The following is a 17,697-nucleotide window of genomic DNA, read 5'->3' as shown; positions in this document are numbered from 1 at the left end:
GGCCTTTTTTCGGGACGCCGCGAGGATTGACCCGCATGGACGTCAGCCGGGACCGTATCGGCGTGCGGACGACGGTGTGGCTAGTGATGGCCGTCGCGGTGCTGTCGGTCGTCACCGGGATCGCCAACATCACCGACACGACGGTGGTGTTCGGCCCGTTCGCCGACCGGATCCCGCCGGAGATACAGCGCCTCGCCGGCTTCACCGGCGCGCTGACCGGCTTCCTGATGCTCGCGAGCGCGCTGGGCCTGCGCCGCGGGCTCCGGGCCGCCTGGTACACCACGGTGGTCCTGCTGCCGGTGACCGCGGGGCAGGGGCTCGCCCAGTCGAGCGAACTGTCGTTCCCGCTGGTCGTCCTCTCGGCGCTCGCGCTCCCGGTCGTCCTCCTCAACCACCGCCGGTTCGACCGCGAGGTGTCGCTGTCGACGCCACAACTCGCCTCCGGCCTGGCCCTGTCGGGCGTGCTGGTGTACGGCACCGTCGGGTCGTACGCGCTCCGCGAGGAGTTCGACGGCGTCTCCACCGCGCTCGACGCGTTCTACTACACCATCGTCACCGCCAGCACCGTCGGCTACGGCGACGTGACGGCGACCTCCCAGCAGGCGAAGCTGTTCTCCATCTCCGTCGTCGTGCTGGGCACCGCGAGCTTCGCCATCGCGCTGGGCGCGCTGCTCGGCCCCGCGATCGAAGCACGACTCACCAAGGCACTCGGAAAGATGACAGAATCAGAGCTCGAACTCCTCGAAAACCACGTGCTCGTCCTCGGGTACGGCGACCTGACCGAACCGCTGCTGAGCGAACTCGCGTCCAGCGACGTCGAGTTCGTCGTCGTCGCGCCGAAGTCCGAACGGGTCGACGGCCTGCGCGAGCGGGGTTTTCTCGTGATCGCCGGCGACCCGAGCGACGACGAGACGCTCCAGCGGGCACAGCTCGAAGACGCCCGCGCCATCGTCGCGGCGACGAACAACGACGCCGAGGACGCGCTCAGCGTCCTCTCCGCCCGGGAACTGCGCCCCGACGGCCGCATCGTCGCGGCCGCCACCGACCGCGAGAACGTCGAGAAGCTCCGCCGGGCGGGCGCGGACGTGGTCATCAGCCCCGCCTCCATCGGCGGCCACCTGCTGATGCAGTCCGCGCTCGGCGAGGACGACAGCGAGGCGATAGCCAACCGGCTGCTGGAGGACGGCTGAGCGGCGTTCAGGCCACGTGGACGACGGCGACGGCCGCGTCGACCTCGTCGATCCGCTCGAACGTCGGCGGCGAGACGAACCGCGAGGCGGCGCTCCGGTCCGTGCTCGCGCCGATCATCGTCAGGTCGAACTGCTTTGCGGTCCGCGCGATGAACGACTCCACGGAGTCGTTGACGACCCGCGTCTCGAACGACGCGTCGAACGTCTCCACCACGTCCGCCAGCCGCTCCTCGGCGGCCCGCCGCTCGCGCTCGTCGTCGATACAGGTCGCGACCGTGACCAGCCCCGCCGGCCCCGCCAGCCGGCAGGCGAAATCGACCTTCGCGTGGGCCCGCTCGCCGGCCGACCGGACGGGGACGAGCACCCGCCGCCAGCGGCGCTCGTCGCCCCGGAGGCGGGCGGCGACCACGTCCACGTCGCCGCGGAACAGCGTCCGCACGAACGACGAGAGGTGGCCGTGGCGCTGCTCGTACGGCGCGACGACCAGGTCGCAGTTCTCCTCGCGGGCGGCCTGTAGCGTCGCGGACGCGGGCGAGTCCGTCGAGACGACGGCGACCTGACAGGGGACGCCGACCCGCGTTCGGACGGTCCCGGCGCGGGATTCGAGGTCGTCGGCCACCGCGTCCGGGTCGGCGCCCTCCTCGGCCAGCCCAAGCAACACCACCTTCCCGGCCTCGTGGGCGGCCGCCAGCCGCGCGGCGAGGCGGGCCGTCGCGTCGCCGGCGTCGCCGCGGACCGGGACGAGCACGTGGTCGTCGCCCTTCGTCGAGCGGTAGAGGTACCGCGCCCGGTTCTCGTAGAACTCGCGCCGCCAGACGACGAAGGCGAGCGCGACGATGGACGACGACGCGGCGACGCTCACCACGTACGCGGCCGGCGAGGCGTCGATGAGCAACACGAGCAGGCCGCAGGCGTACGCCGACGGCTCCTCGACGCGCAACAGCCACGTCGCCAGACCGGTGAGGAACACGGCGAGGGCGGCCCCGACCGCGCTCACCTGAAACCGCCCGCCGGGTTCGGCGAACGCGAGGCCCACGAGTTCGAGCGCGACCCAGCCGCTCGCCGCGCCGGTCGTCAGCCCCAGCACGAACCGCCGGGGCGAGGAGTACTCGCCCTCCGGGTCGGTAAACAGCGTGTACGTCCCGGCCGCCAGCGGCGGGAAGAGGAGGTACGACAGCCCCGGGACGGCGTTCGACAGCGCGGTGACCAGCGCGATGAGCAGCGGCACCGCGACCAGCGCGGAGGCGCGGACGAGGTTCTCCGTGTGCTCGATCCAGCGGCGGAACGACCGGACCTCGCGGCGCTCGACCCGCCGGAGCCGACGGACGAGCGCGCGCCAGCGCGTCCGAACGGCGTCGCGCATGGTCCGACCTGTCGACGCCGGGAGTTAAGGATTTGGCCGACGGCTTACAGCCGCCCGTACTCCGCGGCGAACACGTCGACGGCCGCCTTCAACAGCGCGAGCACGACCGGCCCGAAGAAGATGCCCATCGTCCCGAACACGTAGAGTCCGCCGACGATGCCGAGCAGGATGACGCTCGGGTTCACGTCCGCGCGGCGGTCGACGACGACCGGCCGGAGGTAGTCGTCCGTGATCCCGACGACCACGGTGCCGTAGACGGCGAGCGCGGCCGCCGGGACGGTCTCGCCGTTCGCGAACAGGTACAGCGCGGCCGGCCCCCAGACGAGGAACGCGCCGACGACCGGCAACAGCGCCAGCACCATCATCACGACGGTCCAGAACAGGGCGTTGGGGATTCCGGTCAGGAACAGCCCGACGCCGGCCATCCCGCCCTGGACGGCGGCGACGAACACGTGGCCGGCGAGCACCGCCCACATGATCGAGTCGGTCGCCGCGAACAGGTCGTCGACCACCCGCGGCGGGAGCGGCGTCACCTCGCGGAGCCACGCGACGAACGCCGCGCCGTCCTTCAGGAAGTAGTACAGCAGGAACAGCGTGACGCCGAGGCCGACGACGACGTGGGTCACCAGGTCGAACACGGAGAGCGCGTTCTCCAGCACGGCCGACCCGACCTCCGTCGGGACGGCCCCGACAGCCGACGCCAGGTCCACCCGCACGCCGACGGCGTCGGCGAGCACGTCCTCCGCGAACGCGACGGTCAGGTCGCCCTCGCGGACCGCCTCGTACAGCATCCGCGCCTGGTCGAGCACCGACCGCAACACCAGCGCGGCCGGCACCAGTATCAGGACGAGCGTCAGTGTCACGAGCGCGGCGGCGCTCGGCCCGTCGCCGACCCGCGGAGCCAGCCGCCGGTGGAGCGGGTAAAGGACGTACACCAGCAACGCCGCCAGCAGGACGAACTGGAGGAAGGGGAAAACGAGCAGCGCCGCCAGGACGCCGAGGGCGGCGACGAGGGCGAGCAGGAAGCCGCGGCTGGCGTTCACGGGATCGCTGGCAACGCCGACCGGGAAAAGCGAGGGGCTACGGTTCGGGGGTCGGACCCGCGGCGGGACGGCCGGCGCGTCTCACGCCCACGCCCGGCTTACAGTTCGGTCGTCGCGTCCAGCGTGATCTGGATGGCGCGCTCGACGTTGTTCTTCGCCTTCTCGGGGAGTTCGTCGTCCTCGGTCGCGCCCTTCTGGGTCCCCTCGACGAGGTTGCCGTCGACGGTACAGATCGCGCCGGCGCGCATCCCCTTGCGCCGGGCGAGGGTAAACAGCGCGGCGGCCTCCATCTCGACGGCCAGCACGCCGGCCGCCTCCCAGTTTTCGATGTACTCGTCGGTCTCGGCGTAGAACGCGTCGTCGGTGGCGACGGGGCCGACGTGGACGTCCTCGTCGTTCTCCTCGGCGCTGTCGACCAGCGACGTCAGGACGTCGTAGTCCGGCACCGCCGGGAGTGTGACGCTCTCGTAGCGCTTCGTGGTCCCCTCGTCCTTCGCCGCGCCGGTGGCGACGACCATGTCGCCGATCTCGATGCCCGACTGGAGCGCGCCCGTCGTGCCGACGCGGATCAGCGTCTCGACGCCGACCGCGTGGAGTTCCTCGGCGGCGATGGTGGCCGAGGGGCTGCCGATCCCGGTCGAACAGATCGTCAGTTCCCGGCCGTCGTACTCCGCGTTGACGACCTTGTACTCCCGGTTCTCGGCGACGACCGTGTGGTCGTCACAGAGGCCGGCGATCCGGTCGACCCGACCGGGGTCGCCCGGCACGAGCGCGATGTCCGTCAGGTCTCCCTCCTCGACGAGCAGGTGCGGCTGTTTGGCCATGTGCCAGCGTTCACGGGTCGGCGAGAAAAAGCGTGCGCTTCGCGCGGGGGTTCACTCGCGGACGACGACCTCGCCGTGCTCGCGCACCTCGACGGTGTACTCCTCGATCCGCAGGCGGACGTTCGTGAGGCCGCAGGCGGACCCCCAGTCGTCGAACAGCGCGTCGAGTGCGTCCGGGTCGACGTGGTCGTACAGCCGCGTCGACGTGGCCGTCGGCGGTTCGTTCCGCGCGGCGGCGAGCGCCCGGGCCACCGCGACGCTCGGGCGTTCGCCGTCGTCCGCGCGGTGGCGGTGAACGGGACCGCCACGCGTGAAGGCTGTGCTGTCGCATACCGCGTCGGATAGTTCCCCACTCATTGTTTCCCCCCTCTCGGGTACCTCGCTTCGGGATGATACGTCCCCAAATAAAAAGTTTCGTCAGACAATTATAATTTATCCGATACTGTTTGTCCGACACTGCTCCGGGAAGTTACACGAACCGCGCTCAGCCCGACACGGCGAACAGCAGGAGGTTGTGGACCCCCGGGCCGAGGCCGACCGCGGCCACGAGCCCGAGCAGGACCCGGCCCTGCCGCGGCGAGTCGCGGACGTACTCCTCGAACAGCCAGACGATGAGCAGGGCGAGCGCCACCTTCACGAGCACGAACAGCCAGCCCACGCCGATCGTGTCGGCGACCGGGAGCCGGCCGGCGAGGTCGAGCACGGCCCGCGAGACGGGCGTCCGCTCGCCCGCCCCGAGCACGTCGACGCCGATGGCCGTCGAGACGCCGTCGAGCGAGTGGGCGAACACGACCAGCGCGCCGCTCTTGGCGGTGACGGCGGCCGCCTCGGTGACGGCGAAGCTGAGCAGGACCCAGGCGACCGCGGCGACGACGCCGGCCGCGACCGCGCCGACGACGGGCCAGAACGGGTCGAGCGTCCCGGCCTGCGCGCCCAGGTACAGCGAGAACATGGTGAAGGTGATCGCGACGCCGGTGCCGATCGTCCCCACCTGCCGCGCCGTCGAGGCGTTCCGGCGCATCGCGGTCAGCACCGTCGCGACGATCCAGACGAGGCCGGCGACGACGGCGGTCGTGGCGTACACCGCCCCCGTGCTGAACAGCGGTTCGAGCACCGCGGGGAACGCCCCCTGCTGGTAGAGGACGTGCAGGACCGCGCCGGTCGCCATCCACGGCGCGAACGCGACGACTGTCCAGTCGCTGACGGGCGGGTCGATCGCCCAGAGCAGCGCGACGGTCGCGGCGAGCCCGATCCCCAGCCCCACGAGGTACGGCAGCGGCGGCAGCGCGAACCCTTCCGGCAAGACCATACGAATTCGGCCTCCCGGCATCCCCGAAAATCTTCCGATAGGAGAGGTGAATCCAACCCGACAGGTGCCGCCGGGGTGCTGGCACGGGACTTATTAGCCGAGCGGGAAAGGGCCGGGTATGGACCGCCAGACGCTCGCGAAACGCATCGACCACACGGTACTGGGGCCGGAGACGACGCTCGCCGACGTCCGGCGCGTGCTCGACGAGGCCGACGAGTACGGGATGAACGCCTGCATCCCGCCCTGCTACGTCGGCGAGGCCGCCGAGTACGCCCCCGACGTGACCCTCGCAACGGTCGTCGGCTTCCCCCACGGCCAGCACGGCCCCGGGATCAAGGCGGCGGAGGCCGAGACCGTCTGGGACGCCGGGGCCGACGAGATTGACGTCGTGTTGAACGTCGGCCGACTGCGGGCCGGCGAGGACGACGCCGTCAGCGAGGAACTGGCGGCGGTCGTCGCCGCCGTTCCGGTCCCGGTGAAGGTGATCGTGGAGGCGACGCTGCTGGACGAGGCCGAACTCCGGCGCGCCTGCGAGGCGGCCGTCGAGGCCGACGCCGACTTCGTGAAGACGTCGACCGGCTTCGCCGACGGCGGCGCGCGCGTGGCGGACGTCGAGGTGATGAGCGAGTACCTCCCCGTCAAGGCCAGCGGCGGCGTCGGCGACTACGAGCGGGCGAAGGCGATGTTCGACGCCGGCGCCGAGCGGATCGGCGCGTCGAGCGGCGTCGCTATCGTCGAAAGCTTCGAAAAGTAGGGTGGGGCGTCGCTACGCGGCGCGCCGCCGGGCGATCAGCGCCACCGCGGCGAGCGCGACCAGCGCGACGACCGGACCGAAGCCGGGCAGCGACGAGGACGACTCGTCGTCGTCGTCGCCGCCGTCGTCGCCGTTCCCGCTGTCGTCGTTTTCGATGCCGAGGTAGTTGCGTGCCTCCTCGTTGTCGGGCTGGGGGAAGTCACGCTCGTCCGGGTCCCAGTCGTCGGGCATGTGGACCTCGGTGTCCTCCCCGACCATCGACAGTTCGCGCACGTCGGACTCGCTCGCGTCGGAGCCGACCGCGCCGGGCATCCGGACGTAGGTGACGGAGTCGCCGTCCTCCATCGTGGCGACGGCGCTCTCGATGGCGACGTCCTCGCCGTACGCCTCGCTCATCACGTCGCGGAACGCGGAGACGTTCTCGAAGCTCGCGCCGGCCTCGAACGTGACGGTGCCGTCGCCGACGCTCGCGTCCATCCGCGCCTTCTCGAACTCGGACTGCTGGAACGCGCGGAGGAACGAGCGGGCCTGCTCGTTCTCGGCGGCCGGGCTGTCCTCGGCGTTCTGGAGCGCGCTGTCGATGGCGTTGTCGAGCAGCCCCTCCTGGCTGAACGTGGCCGACCCGCTGGCGGTCAGTTCGCCGTTTTGGGTCTCCGCGTGCATCTCCATGGTGGTGTCGCCCTGCCACTCGACGCCGCGGTCCTCGAGTTCGCTCACGTACGCCTGCCAGTTCTCCGTGCTGGACTCGGCCTCGAACTGGACGGTGGCGGTCTGTGCGTCGGGCACGGACACCGTGCCGTCCCAGGTCACGGTCTGTTGCAGCTCGGCGGCCTGCTGGGCGTCCAGCCGACTGCGGGCCGCGTCGATGTCCATCTGGGACGTGTTCATCTCGGACGCTTCGAGGATGTCGAGCGTCGCGCGGGCGGCCTCGTCGTACTCGTCCAGCCGGACGTTCCAGTTCACCGTCGCGCCGTCGGACTGCACGTCGACGGACGCCGACAGTTCGCTCAGCTCGACCGACTGGATGCGGTCGGCGAGGTCCCTGGCCTCGCTCTCGGAGAGGTCGAGGTCGCGCGCCGAGGACAGCGACGTTGCGAGCTGCTCGGAGACGGCCTCGTCGACGCCGGTGAACTCGACGGTGTACTCGATGTCGAGGCGGTTCTCGGCGTCGTCGTACGAGTAGGAGTCGACGGTGACCTGCGCGTCGCCGTCGAGCTGCTGTGCGACGCCCTCGAACTGCGCTTCGAGGGACCTCGTCGCGTTCTCGCGGGTGTTCCAGCGGTCGGCGGTGTAGGACCCGACGACGTAGTCCTGGGCCGCGGAGAGCGTGTAGCCGTCGTCGGTCTCCTGGATGGAGAACTCCTGGGACATCTGCGAGCTACTCGGGAGCGACTGGCCGTCGGTCGGGGTCACCGTCACGGTGCCGTCCGTGTGGAACGAGGACGCGGTCGTGGTCATCGTCCCCTCGGTCGACACCTCGCCGTACGTCGACGCGCCGGTGCTCGAACTCGACTGGTCGACGAACGTGGCGTCCAGCGACATTGAGCCGGCGGATGTCTCCCGGGTCTGGGTCAGGGACGCGTCGAACGCCAGGTCCTCGATCGACTCGGGCTGGGTCATCGAGAACGCGCCGGAGGCGCTGACCGACTCGGGGTCGAGGATGAACGTCGCGTTCCCGGCGAAGTTCTCCTCGGGCGGCTCCTCGATCGTGTCGTTGAGGAACACGTAGAACAGCCCTTCGGAGAGGTCCGCGCCCAGGTGGCCGTTCGTCGACGAGTCCTCCGAACTGTTACGATACACGAGGACGGCATCGCCGTTCCCGTCGACGTACACCTCGTCGGCCGTATCGGTCGTCTCCTCTTCCTGTGCCGTGCTTGCGGCGCTGCCGTTCGGCCCCATCGCGACCGCCCCCACGGAACTCGTCACGAGGAGGGCTGCTAAGGCGACAGCGAACCAGACTGTTTTTCGCTTTCCCATATGTATACTATAACGTCGATACGCAATGATAACTCCACCGACTAGCTTCTCGCTCTGAAGACGTCGTCGGGGCGCGACGCCCAGGGATCGGTCCGGCGGGCAGCGGTGGGGGCTCGTCCGGCCGCGTCGGGGGTCTCCCCGATCCGTCGTGCTTTTGCCCGCCCGGGCGCAACGTGGGACAAGCGTATGGCCCGCTACCACATCGAGACGTACGGCTGCACGTCGAACCGCGGCGAGAGCCGCGAGATAGAGCGGAAGCTCCGGGACGCGGGCCACAAACCGGTCGACGGCGTCGAGGCGGCGGACGTCGCCATCATGAACACCTGCACCGTCGTCGAGAAGACCGAGCGGAACATGCTCCGCCGGGCCCGCGAACTGGCGGACGCGTCGGCCGACCTCATCGTCACCGGCTGCATGGCGCTGGCCCAGGGCGAGGAGTTCGAGCAGGCGGGTATCGACGCCCGGGTGCTCCACTGGGACGACGTGCCGACCGCGGTGCGCAACGGCGAGTGCCCGACGCCCGTCGGCGGTACGGAGCCGGTGCTGGACGGCGTCGTCGGCATCCTCCCCATCGCCCGGGGCTGCATGAGCGACTGCTCGTACTGCATCACCAAGCAGGCGACGGGGAAGATAGATTCGCCGCCCGTCGCGGAGAACGTCGAGAAGGCCCGCGCGCTGGTCCACGCGGGCGCGAAGGAGATCCGCGTCACCGGCCAGGACACCGGCGTGTACGGCTGGGACGACGGCGAGCGAAAGCTGCACGTCCTGCTGGACCGGATCTGCGACATCGAGGGCGACTTCCGCGTCCGGGTCGGCATGGCGAACCCGAAGGGGGTCCACGGCATCCGCGAGGAACTCGCCGCCGTCTTCGCCGACAACGAGAAGCTGTACAACTTCATCCACGCTCCGGTCCAGAGCGGCTCGAACGACGTGCTCGGCGACATGCGCCGCCAGCACCAGGTCTCGGAGTTCGTCGAGGTCGTCGAGACGTTCGACGACTATCTCGACCACTGGACGCTGTCGACCGACTTCGTCGTCGGCTTCCCGACCGAAACCGAGCGCGACCACGAGCGGAGCATGGCGCTGTTCCGCGAGACCCGCCCGGAGAAGGTCAACGTCACCCGCTTCTCCAAGCGCCCCGGCACGGACGCCGCCGACATGAAGGGGCTGGGCGGGCAGACGAAGAAGGACCGCTCGAAGGAGATGTCCGAACTCAAGCGCGACATCGTCGCCGAGGCGTACGACGAACTCGTCGGCACGACCCGCGAGGTGCTCGTCGCCGAGGAGGGGACCGGCGACTCGGTGAAGTGCCGGGACGCCGCGTACCGCCAGATCATCGTCCAGAACGCCTCCGACTACGAGTTCGAGGTCGGCGACTTCGTCGATGTCGAGGTGACGGGCCACAACACGGTGTACGCGCTCGCCGAGCCCGTGGCGGCGGCCCCGGAGGCCGGCGCGCCGGCGCGCTGAGCGCGCCACGTCCCTCCGGCCGGGGGTCACTCCCTGCCGCGCCCTTCGTCCGTATCCACCGAAACTGCACCGGACAGCTCCCGCCCCGCCGGCGGGCCGATCTGTGCCTCGTGGTCGTCGAGCCGGGCGACGATCCGCGTGGCCAGTTCCGAGCGGACGCGCACGAAGTCGGCGCGGGCGGGGTCGGCGATCCACGCCCGCACCGAAAGCACCGCGCCGTCGTCCGCGAACTCCGTCAGCCGGACGGAGGGCGCGGGCCGGTCGAGGGTCTCTGGGTGCGAGGCCGCCGTCTCCGTCAGCGCGTCCGATACCGCGTCTATGTCGTCCTCGTAGGCGACTTCGACGGGCACCCGTATCCGGAGCCGGTCGTTGAGCACCGGGTTCGTCACCGCAGTCGTCGTCAGTTCCGAGTTCGGCACCGTGACGGTCTCGTTGTCGAACGTCCGGACCCGCGTCGCGCGAAAGGAGATGTCGTGGATGACGCCCTCACGGTCCTTCCACCGGATCCAGTCGCCGATGTTGAACTTCGGGTCCGTGACGATGAACGCGCCGCTGACGAGGTTGCCGACCACGTCCCGCGCCGCGATGCCGAGCGCGACGGTGAGCGCCGCGACGATGACGGCCGACCCGCCGACCGTCCCGCCGAACCCCGCCGCCGACCAGGCCAGCGCGACGGCGACGGCCAGCACCCCGACGCGTGCGACCCGCCCTGCCGCCCCGGCGTAGGTCGGGTCGGCCCCCCGGGCATCGAGCGCCCCCTCAATGGCGGGGACGACGACGTAGCGGCCGACGGCGTAGGCGGCGAGGAACCACGCGACGAACTCCGCGATCCCCGCCAGCAACTCGCCGTACCGGGTCCAGAAGCGGTCGAGCAGCCTGACCTGCACCGGGACGGCGGGGGTCGCTCGGATCACGCGGACGCCGTACCACGCCGCGACAGTCAAACGCTTGGGGCGGGCCGCGGGGCACGGACCGGCCGGGCCCTGCCGCTCACTCGCCGCCGCGGATCTGCCGGAGCAGTTCGTCCGCGACCTCGTCCTCTTTCCACTCCCCTAGTTCCTTCGGGTCGACGTGGACGTACGCGTCGTCGACCTCCGGGAGTTCGCGGATCGACTGGATGATCGCCGTCTCGATGGCGTGGGCCTCGCGGAGCGTGCGGTCGCCCTCCACCTCGACGTGGAGGCTCACGTCTATCTCCGGGCCGACGTAGTGGGCGATCACGTCGTGGACGCCCTCGACGTCGGGATGGGAGAGCGCGCGGGCGACGATCTCGGCCCGGAGGTCCTCGGGCGGCGCGCCCCCGACGAGGTAGTTGACGTTGTCCCGGACGATCTCGACGCCGGTGTAGACGATGCCGACCGAGACGACGCCCGCCGCGAGGGGGTCGAGGACCGGGAAGCCCATCCCGGCCCCGGCGACGCCGACCAGCGCCGCCGCGGCGGTGAGGATGTCGTTGCGGTTGTCGACCGCGGCGGCCCGCACCGCCGGGGAACTGTTCTCCTCGCCGACCCGGAGACAGTACCGGTAGAGGCCGTACTTGACCGCCGCCGTCGCCACGAGGACGACCACCGCGGCCCACCCGTGAGTGACGGCCACCTCCCCGGCGAGGATGTCGGTGACGGCGCTGTAGAACACGACCCCGCCGACGGCGAAGATGGCCAGCGCGATGAAAAGCGAGACGAACGGCTCGATTCGCTCGTGGCCGTGGGGGTGTTCGAAGTCGGGCGGCTGGGTCGTCAGGTAGAGTCCGGCGAGCACGACGACGCTGTACGCGCAGTCGGCGAGGCTGTTGACCGCCTCGGAGCCGACCGCGAGGCTCCCCGTCCAGTACCAGACGCCGCCCTTGGCCAGGGCCAGCGCCAGGTTGGCGACCAGGACGACGATCCCGACCACCCGAAGCGCCGCGCCGCGGTTCATCGACTCGGGGTACGGGAGGCCCCCGTAAGGGCGTATCGACTACGGGTCGGCCGCCCCGCCGTCAGCCGGCGTCCTCGACCCGGACCGCGCCGGTCTCCGCCACCGTCGTGCCGTCCTGCGCGGCGAAGGCCTCGTGCAGGCGGTCGTACGTGTCCGCCAGCGCCTCGACTATCACCTTCGTGTCGCTCAGCACGGGCATGAAGTTGGTGTCGCCCTCCCAGCGCGGGACGACGTGGGTGTGGAGGTGGTCCTCGACCGACCCGCCCGCCCCGTCGCCGAGGTTCAGCCCGGCGTTGAAGCCGTCGGGGTCGAGCGCGTCGCGGAGCGCCGCGAACGTCCGCTGTTTCAGGCGGGCGTGGTCCAGCAGCACCTCGTCCGACAGGTCGCCGTACTCCCCCGTGTGCCGGTCCGGGATCACCATCGCGTGGCCCGGGTTGTACGGGTAGTTGTTGAGCAGGACGAACGCGTGGTCGCTCCGGGCGACGACCAGGTTCTCCACGTCGTCGTCGAACGCCGGCAGTTCGCAGAAGACGCAGTCGTCTATCTCCGGGTTCTTCCCCTCGCGTTCGACCCACTCGATCCGCCACGGTGCGAACACCTGGTCCATAGCGGGTCCGTGGGGTCGCCGGGACGTTATACTGTCGGACGGGTATTCGCGACGCCGGCTGTCGTCCCGGCCGGATTCGAGGGCCGAACCACCGGTCGGGCCGGTGTCAAGGGGCGCTATACGGTTACAGCCGCCCATTGTAGACCGCGAAAACGAGTCCGTAAGCCGTTCATAACCCCGTCAGTAACGTCTCCGGGTTCCGACCGGTACGGCCATCGTTCACCGCGGTCGACCCCCGTCAGAACGGTCAGAACGAAGAAGGGTTTTTATGTCTCCCTCGCTCCGTTTGACGAGTATCGATGGCAACGACTGACGACTCCCTCGACGGGATGACCGAACCCTGCAGCGCGTGTGGCACGGACACGCTCCACGAAGTGTCCGTCCAGATCCGGACCGAGAGCGTGAAGGACGAAAACGCGCAGTTCTCCCGTGAACCGTACCGCGTCGCGGAGTGTCAGCGCTGCGGCGAGCGCTCCAGCCAGCGGATGAACAACGCCTAACGCGTCGTGACCTCGCACCCGTCGGGGGTGACGATGATCGTGTGCTCTTTCTGACTCACCAACGCGCCGTCGTCCTCCTTCAGCACGGGGTAGCCGTGGACGATGTCCTGCGATTTCAGCCGCCGGAGCGCCATCTTCGCCCGCGAGGTGTCGAGCCACCGCGTCGCGAACGGGAGCGTCCGGAACTCCTCGGTGATCTGCTCTAGGGCCTGGCGGGCCTGGCGGTTGCGGATCGACCCCTCGCGCTCCAGGGCGAATATCTCCTCGTCGGCCCCCTCGTTTACCTTCCCCGAGCCGTCCGTGGCGAACGGTTCGACGGCGACCACGTCGCCGACTTCGAGGGTCGTTCCCTGCGAGACGGCGCGGTTCGGGATGTTCGGCGCGGTGTGCTGTTCCCAGTGGCCCAGCCCGTGACCGGTGAGGTTGACGACCGGGTTGAACCCGTACCCGTCGATCACGTCCTCGATCGCCGCGCCGATCTCGCCGGTTTCGACCCCGGGTTCGACGACGTCCAGCGCGGCGTTCAGCGCCTCCTCGCTGGCCTCGGCCAGTTCGTCGTGGCCCGAGAGGTCCACCGTGACCGCGGTGTCGGCGAGCCAGCCGTCGACGTGGACGCCGATGTCGAGGTTGACCATCTCCTCGCCGAACGTCTCCTCGTCGTCGATGCTCGGCGTGGCGTGGGCCGCCTCCTCGTCGATGCTGATGTTGACCGGGAAGGCGGGTTCGCCCCCGAGTTCCCGGATGCGCTCCTCGGCGTACTCCGCGACCGCCAGGTGGGACTCGCCGACCTCGACGCGGTCGGCGGCCTCCTCGCGGACCTGCGCGAGTATCTCGCCGGCCTCCCGGTGTTTCTCGTACTTCTCGGCGTCCAGGTCCACGTCGCTGTCTGCCATGTCCCCTCGTTGGCCCGAGCGCCAAAAAGAGGTTGCGTCTCGTGGGGCCCGCGCGTTCGAGCGCCCGGGCGGCCCGAGGCGGGTCCGTGAACGGGGTTTCACCGGATCGACCCGCCCGTTCCGGAAGCGCGACCGTGTGACACTCCGTGTCGTGATACTATATCTCACAGTATCTCGGCAGGACCACCCTCGGGCCGCGGATCGCCGTTCGGTCTCGCCGCAGTCACGCGGTTCGGTGGCGCACAAAGCGGCGTCTACCGCCGACGGCGCGCCGACGGTATACGCGGTCAAACCGGGTTAAGGCGCGTCAGAGAACGGGAACAGTACGGAACGGCTCCGCTCGTTTATGCAGGGTGTCATCCAATCCTCCGAAGCCACAGTATGAACAAGCAAGCGATTCTGGCCGTGTTTCTCACGGCTATGATGTTGCTCTCCGTCGCACCGGCGGGGGCAGCAGGTACAACAACGACGGAACCGGCAGACGGGGCGACGGCGACCGACGGCGTCCTGCTCCAGAACGTGACCGTCGAGGAGCTCGAACTCGGGAACGTGACGGTCGAGAACGCGACCATCGAGGAGCTGCACGTCGAGCGGCTTCAGACGAACGACCGCGCGTTCACGAACACGACGTTCGAGAACGTGACGTTCGAACAGCTCACGCTGGAGGACGTCACGCTCGAAGACGTCGCCGGCGAGGAGGAGACCCTCAGCGAGGTGTTCGGCGACGACATCGAGACGACGCCGGTCGCCACGAACGAGACGAACGGCACGGACGCGATGAACGAGACGGGCAACGACACCGTCGGCGACAACGAGACGACGATGAACGAGTCGGAGTCGATGAACGAGTCGGACGGTCTCAACGAGACGGACGGGGACAACGCCACGGCCGGCTGGAACCTCGCCCAGGAGGACAACGAGACGACCGACAACGAGACCGGGATGCAGGAGGGTAACGAGACGACCGACAACGAAACGACCGCCGACAACGAGACGGTCGGCGACAACGAAACGACCGACGGTCTCAACGAAACGGACAACGCGACCGACGGGATGAACGAGTCGGACGCGATGAACGAAACCGACGGGATGCAGGCGGCCGACGGCGGTCAGGGACTGGTCGTGCAGAACCTGACCATCGAACGGCTCACCGTCGAGACGCTCGTCGTCGAGGAGCTGACGATCCAGAACGACGAACTCGGCGTCTTCGGTCAGGCCGAGGACGGCGCGATGAACGAGTCGGACATGATGAACGAGTCGGATACGATGAACGAGTCGGACACGATGAATGAGTCCGACGGGATGAACGAGTCGGACGGTCTGAACGGGACCGACAACGCGACCGACGGGATGAACGAGACGGGCAACGACACCGTCGGCGACAACGAGTCGGACACGATGAACGAGTCCGACGGGATGAACGAGACGGACGAGGACAACGCCACGGCCGGCTGGAACCTCGCCCAGGAGGACAACGAGACGACCGACAACGAGACCGGGATGCAGGAGGGCAACGAGACGACCGACAACGAAACCGTCTCCGACGACAACGAGACGACCGACGGTCTCAACGAAACCGACAACGGGACCGACGGGATGAACGAGACGGACGGCATGAACGAAACCGACGCGATGAACGAGACCGACACCCAGGAGGACGCTCGGGTGATCGGCGAACTCGTCATCGAGGAGATGTCCGTCGAGCGGATGACGGTCGAGTCCATGACCGTCGAGTCGGTCTCCTCGCCCGACATCGACCTCGAAAGCGAGGGGATGAACGGGACCAACGCGACGAACGAGTCGGACGACGGGATGCTGGCCGACGACGGGATGGACGACAACGAGACGACGATGAACGAGACGGGCAACGACACCGTCGGCGACAACGAGACGACGATGAACGAGTCCGACGGTCTCAACGAGACGGACGAGGACAACGCCACGGCCGGCTGGAACCTCGCCCAGGAGGACAACGAGACGACGGACAACGAGACCGGGATGCAGGAGGGCAACGAAACGACCGACAACGAAACCGTCTCCGACGACAACGAGACGGTCGGCGACAACGAGACGACCGACGGTCTCAACGAAACCGACAACGCGACCGACGGGATGAACGAGACGGACGGCATGAACGAATCGGACGGCATGAACGAGACCGACGCGATGAACGAGACCGACACCCAGCAGGAGGTCGACGTCGAGCAGGTCACGGTCGGCAACGTGACCGTCGGCAACGCGACGGTATCGCAGGCGTCGGTGGGCGAGGTCGAACTGTCGTTCTCCGACGACTTCGACAGCCTGGTCATCACCGAGGCGAACCTGCCGTCGAACGCGATGATCGGGGACAGCTACAACGTCACGGTGACGGTGCTGAACCCGACTGACGAGCGGGTGTCGGAGTTCGTCCAGTACCGCATCGGCGGGAGCAACTACCAGTCGGAGCGCGCGGGCGTCCCGGCCGGTGAGACCGAGAACGTCACGTTCGAGACCGAGGAACTCCAGTTCCCCGAGGGCGAGTTCACGCAGTCGGTGAACACCAGCAAGCACTCGGTGTTCAACCAGATCGGCATCTCCGCCCCCGAGGACGAGGAACGGCCGCTCGACGCCGTCGGTGACGACCAGGGCGTCACGCCCGACGACAACGGGACGGCCGATAACGGGACGACCGCTGACAACGAAACGACCGCAGACAACGAGACGCTGGCCGGCAACGACACCGTCGGCGAGAACACGACGGCGGACAACGCGACCGCCGGCGACGGGAACGTCTCCGACGACGGCGCGGTCGACGAGGACGGCGCGACCGAGACCAACGCCACGGCCGGCAACGAGACGGAGGCCGACGGGGCGATAGTCGCGTAACGGTTTCTCGGGCTATTTTTTCGCGGTGGCGGTCTGCATCGCGTCGCTGTTGAACGCGGAGCCGACGCTCCCGTCGCGGCCGAGCACGATGACGCCGGCGTCCGAGCCGGTGATCTCGCCGAACGACTCGATCGCCGCGTCGGCGGCGGCCGCGGCGTCGTCGCCGCGTTCGAGCCGCCGGACCGCCCGCCGGGCGAGCGTCACGCGGGCGATGTCCTCGCCGGCACCCGTCGCGCTGGCGCCGCCGGCCGGGGCGCAGTAGAAGCCGCTCCCGACCTGCGGGACGTCACCGACGCGGCCGGCGAGCGCGAGCCAGCGGCCGCCGGTGGACGTCGCCGCGGCGAGGCGGTCCCCTTCGCGGGCGACCGCGCCGACCGTGTCGTGGTCGGTCCCGTCGCCGGTGCCGGCGTCGATCCCGCCGAAGCGCTCGCGGAGCCACGCGAGGTGGTCGGCCGGGCCGCCGTCCGGCGGCTCGACGTCGGCCCACCGCTCGCGGGTGCGCTCGGTCCAGAGGTCGCAGTCGGTCTCGACGCCGTAGTCCGCGGCGAGTTCGACCGCGCGGTCGCCGGCCACGAGGACGTGGGGCGTCTCCTCCAGCACCACCCTGGCGGCCGAGACGGCGTGTTCGACGCCCGGCAGCGACGCGACCGCGCCGACTTCACGCTCGTCGGTCATGAGGCCGGCGTCGGTCCGGATCGCGCCGTCGGACTGGACCGACCCGCCGACGCCCGCGTTGAACCGGGGGTTCGACTCCAGCGCCCGGACCGCGGCCGTCACCGCGTCCAGTGGCGCGTCGGCGTCGGCCCCGGTCGCCGCCGCGTCGTCGAGCACCGCCTGTCGCGCCTCGGGGTCGTCGGGCGACGCGCCCGCGCCGCCGTGGACGATGACCTGCATACGCCTCCCTGGTGCGGCCGGCCCCCTTAGTTCCCCCGTCACCGGGACGGAGGGCGGCGATCCCGGAACGCTCTTTCGGCCCCGCGCCGAC

The 17,697-nt window shown here is 69.7% G+C and carries 16 protein-coding genes; 5 read left to right on the top strand and 11 right to left on the bottom strand.

Features of this window, described 5'->3' with window-relative positions; all coding sequences use genetic code 11:
- Positions 1-35: 35 nt before the first annotated feature.
- The gene (locus EYW40_RS09480; protein WP_135821365.1) at positions 36-1,190 is read left to right on the top strand and encodes an NAD-binding protein; all 1,155 of its coding nucleotides are present in this window, start codon (positions 36-38) and stop codon (positions 1,188-1,190) included.
- A 7-nt stretch (positions 1,191-1,197) separates the two neighbouring features.
- Here EYW40_RS09480 and EYW40_RS09475 read toward each other — a convergent pair whose 3' ends face one another.
- From EYW40_RS09475 to EYW40_RS09455, 5 genes are all read right to left on the bottom strand, one after another.
- Entirely contained in the window at positions 1,198-2,553 is a 1,356-nt protein-coding gene (locus EYW40_RS09475; RefSeq protein WP_135821364.1) for an HPP family protein, read from the bottom strand.
- A 44-nt stretch (positions 2,554-2,597) separates the two neighbouring features.
- Entirely contained in the window at positions 2,598-3,596 is a 999-nt protein-coding gene (locus EYW40_RS09470; RefSeq protein WP_135821363.1) for an AI-2E family transporter, read from the bottom strand.
- Between the two features lie 98 nt (positions 3,597-3,694).
- Positions 3,695-4,420, bottom strand: a complete 726-nt coding sequence (locus EYW40_RS09465; RefSeq protein ID WP_135821362.1) for a guanosine phosphorylase — start codon at positions 4,418-4,420, stop codon at positions 3,695-3,697.
- Positions 4,421-4,471: 51 nt separating this feature from the next.
- A complete protein-coding gene (locus tag EYW40_RS09460) occupies positions 4,472-4,777 on the bottom strand; it encodes a HalOD1 output domain-containing protein (RefSeq protein WP_135821361.1) in 306 nt (101 codons plus the stop codon).
- Positions 4,778-4,904: 127 nt separating this feature from the next.
- The gene (locus tag EYW40_RS09455) at positions 4,905-5,729 is read right to left on the bottom strand and encodes a DUF63 family protein (protein WP_135821360.1); all 825 of its coding nucleotides are present in this window, start codon (positions 5,727-5,729) and stop codon (positions 4,905-4,907) included.
- Positions 5,730-5,847: 118 nt separating this feature from the next.
- On the opposite strand from EYW40_RS09455, the gene deoC reads away from it, so the two are divergent.
- Positions 5,848-6,483, top strand: a complete 636-nt coding sequence (deoC, locus tag EYW40_RS09450; protein WP_135821359.1) for a deoxyribose-phosphate aldolase — start codon at positions 5,848-5,850, stop codon at positions 6,481-6,483.
- Positions 6,484-6,495: 12 nt separating this feature from the next.
- On the opposite strand, the gene EYW40_RS09445 is transcribed toward deoC, so the two are convergent.
- The gene (locus EYW40_RS09445; protein WP_135821358.1) at positions 6,496-8,460 is read right to left on the bottom strand and encodes a PGF-CTERM sorting domain-containing protein; all 1,965 of its coding nucleotides are present in this window, start codon (positions 8,458-8,460) and stop codon (positions 6,496-6,498) included.
- Positions 8,461-8,646: 186 nt separating this feature from the next.
- Here EYW40_RS09445 and EYW40_RS09440 point away from each other — a divergent pair, with 186 nt between their 5' ends.
- A complete protein-coding gene (locus tag EYW40_RS09440) occupies positions 8,647-9,930 on the top strand; it encodes a tRNA (N(6)-L-threonylcarbamoyladenosine(37)-C(2))-methylthiotransferase (protein ID WP_135821357.1) in 1,284 nt (427 codons plus the stop codon).
- 26 nt (positions 9,931-9,956) lie between these two features.
- Here EYW40_RS09440 and EYW40_RS09435 read toward each other — a convergent pair whose 3' ends face one another.
- The 3 genes from EYW40_RS09435 to EYW40_RS09425 all read right to left on the bottom strand — a co-directional run bounded on the left by EYW40_RS09435 (position 9,957) and on the right by EYW40_RS09425 (position 12,454).
- Positions 9,957-10,844 carry a mechanosensitive ion channel family protein gene (locus EYW40_RS09435; protein WP_135821356.1) on the bottom strand — a complete coding sequence of 296 codons (888 nt, stop codon included), beginning with the start codon at positions 10,842-10,844 and terminating at the stop codon, positions 9,957-9,959.
- Positions 10,845-10,920: 76 nt separating this feature from the next.
- Entirely contained in the window at positions 10,921-11,847 is a 927-nt protein-coding gene (locus tag EYW40_RS09430; RefSeq protein ID WP_135821355.1) for a cation diffusion facilitator family transporter, read from the bottom strand.
- Positions 11,848-11,908: 61 nt separating this feature from the next.
- A complete protein-coding gene (locus EYW40_RS09425; protein ID WP_135821354.1) occupies positions 11,909-12,454 on the bottom strand; it encodes an HIT family protein in 546 nt (181 codons plus the stop codon).
- A 299-nt stretch (positions 12,455-12,753) separates the two neighbouring features.
- On the opposite strand from EYW40_RS09425, the gene EYW40_RS09420 reads away from it, so the two are divergent.
- Positions 12,754-12,954: a DUF7835 family putative zinc beta-ribbon protein gene (locus tag EYW40_RS09420; RefSeq protein ID WP_135821353.1), complete on the top strand. Its 201-nt coding sequence runs from the start codon at positions 12,754-12,756 to the stop codon at positions 12,952-12,954.
- Here EYW40_RS09420 and map read toward each other — a convergent pair.
- A complete protein-coding gene (gene map / locus EYW40_RS09415; RefSeq protein ID WP_135821352.1) occupies positions 12,951-13,847 on the bottom strand; it encodes a type II methionyl aminopeptidase in 897 nt (298 codons plus the stop codon). The two genes, EYW40_RS09420 and map, sit on opposite strands and share 4 nt — an antisense overlap.
- Positions 13,848-14,228: 381 nt before the next feature.
- Here map and EYW40_RS09410 point away from each other — a divergent pair, with 381 nt between their 5' ends.
- Positions 14,229-16,712: a midas domain-containing protein gene (locus tag EYW40_RS09410; RefSeq protein ID WP_135821351.1), complete on the top strand. Its 2,484-nt coding sequence runs from the start codon at positions 14,229-14,231 to the stop codon at positions 16,710-16,712.
- 12 nt (positions 16,713-16,724) lie between these two features.
- On the opposite strand, the gene EYW40_RS09405 is transcribed toward EYW40_RS09410, so the two are convergent.
- A complete protein-coding gene (locus tag EYW40_RS09405; RefSeq protein WP_135821350.1) occupies positions 16,725-17,606 on the bottom strand; it encodes an isoaspartyl peptidase/L-asparaginase in 882 nt (293 codons plus the stop codon).
- Positions 17,607-17,697 lie beyond the last annotated feature (91 nt).

Origin of the sequence: Halostella litorea (assembly GCF_004785955.1) — an archaeon.
Classification (GTDB): Archaea; Halobacteriota; Halobacteria; order Halobacteriales; family Natronoarchaeaceae; genus Halostella; species Halostella litorea.
The sequence above is the reverse complement of the archived record's forward strand: the minus strand, read 5'-3'. Positions and strand labels throughout refer to the sequence as shown.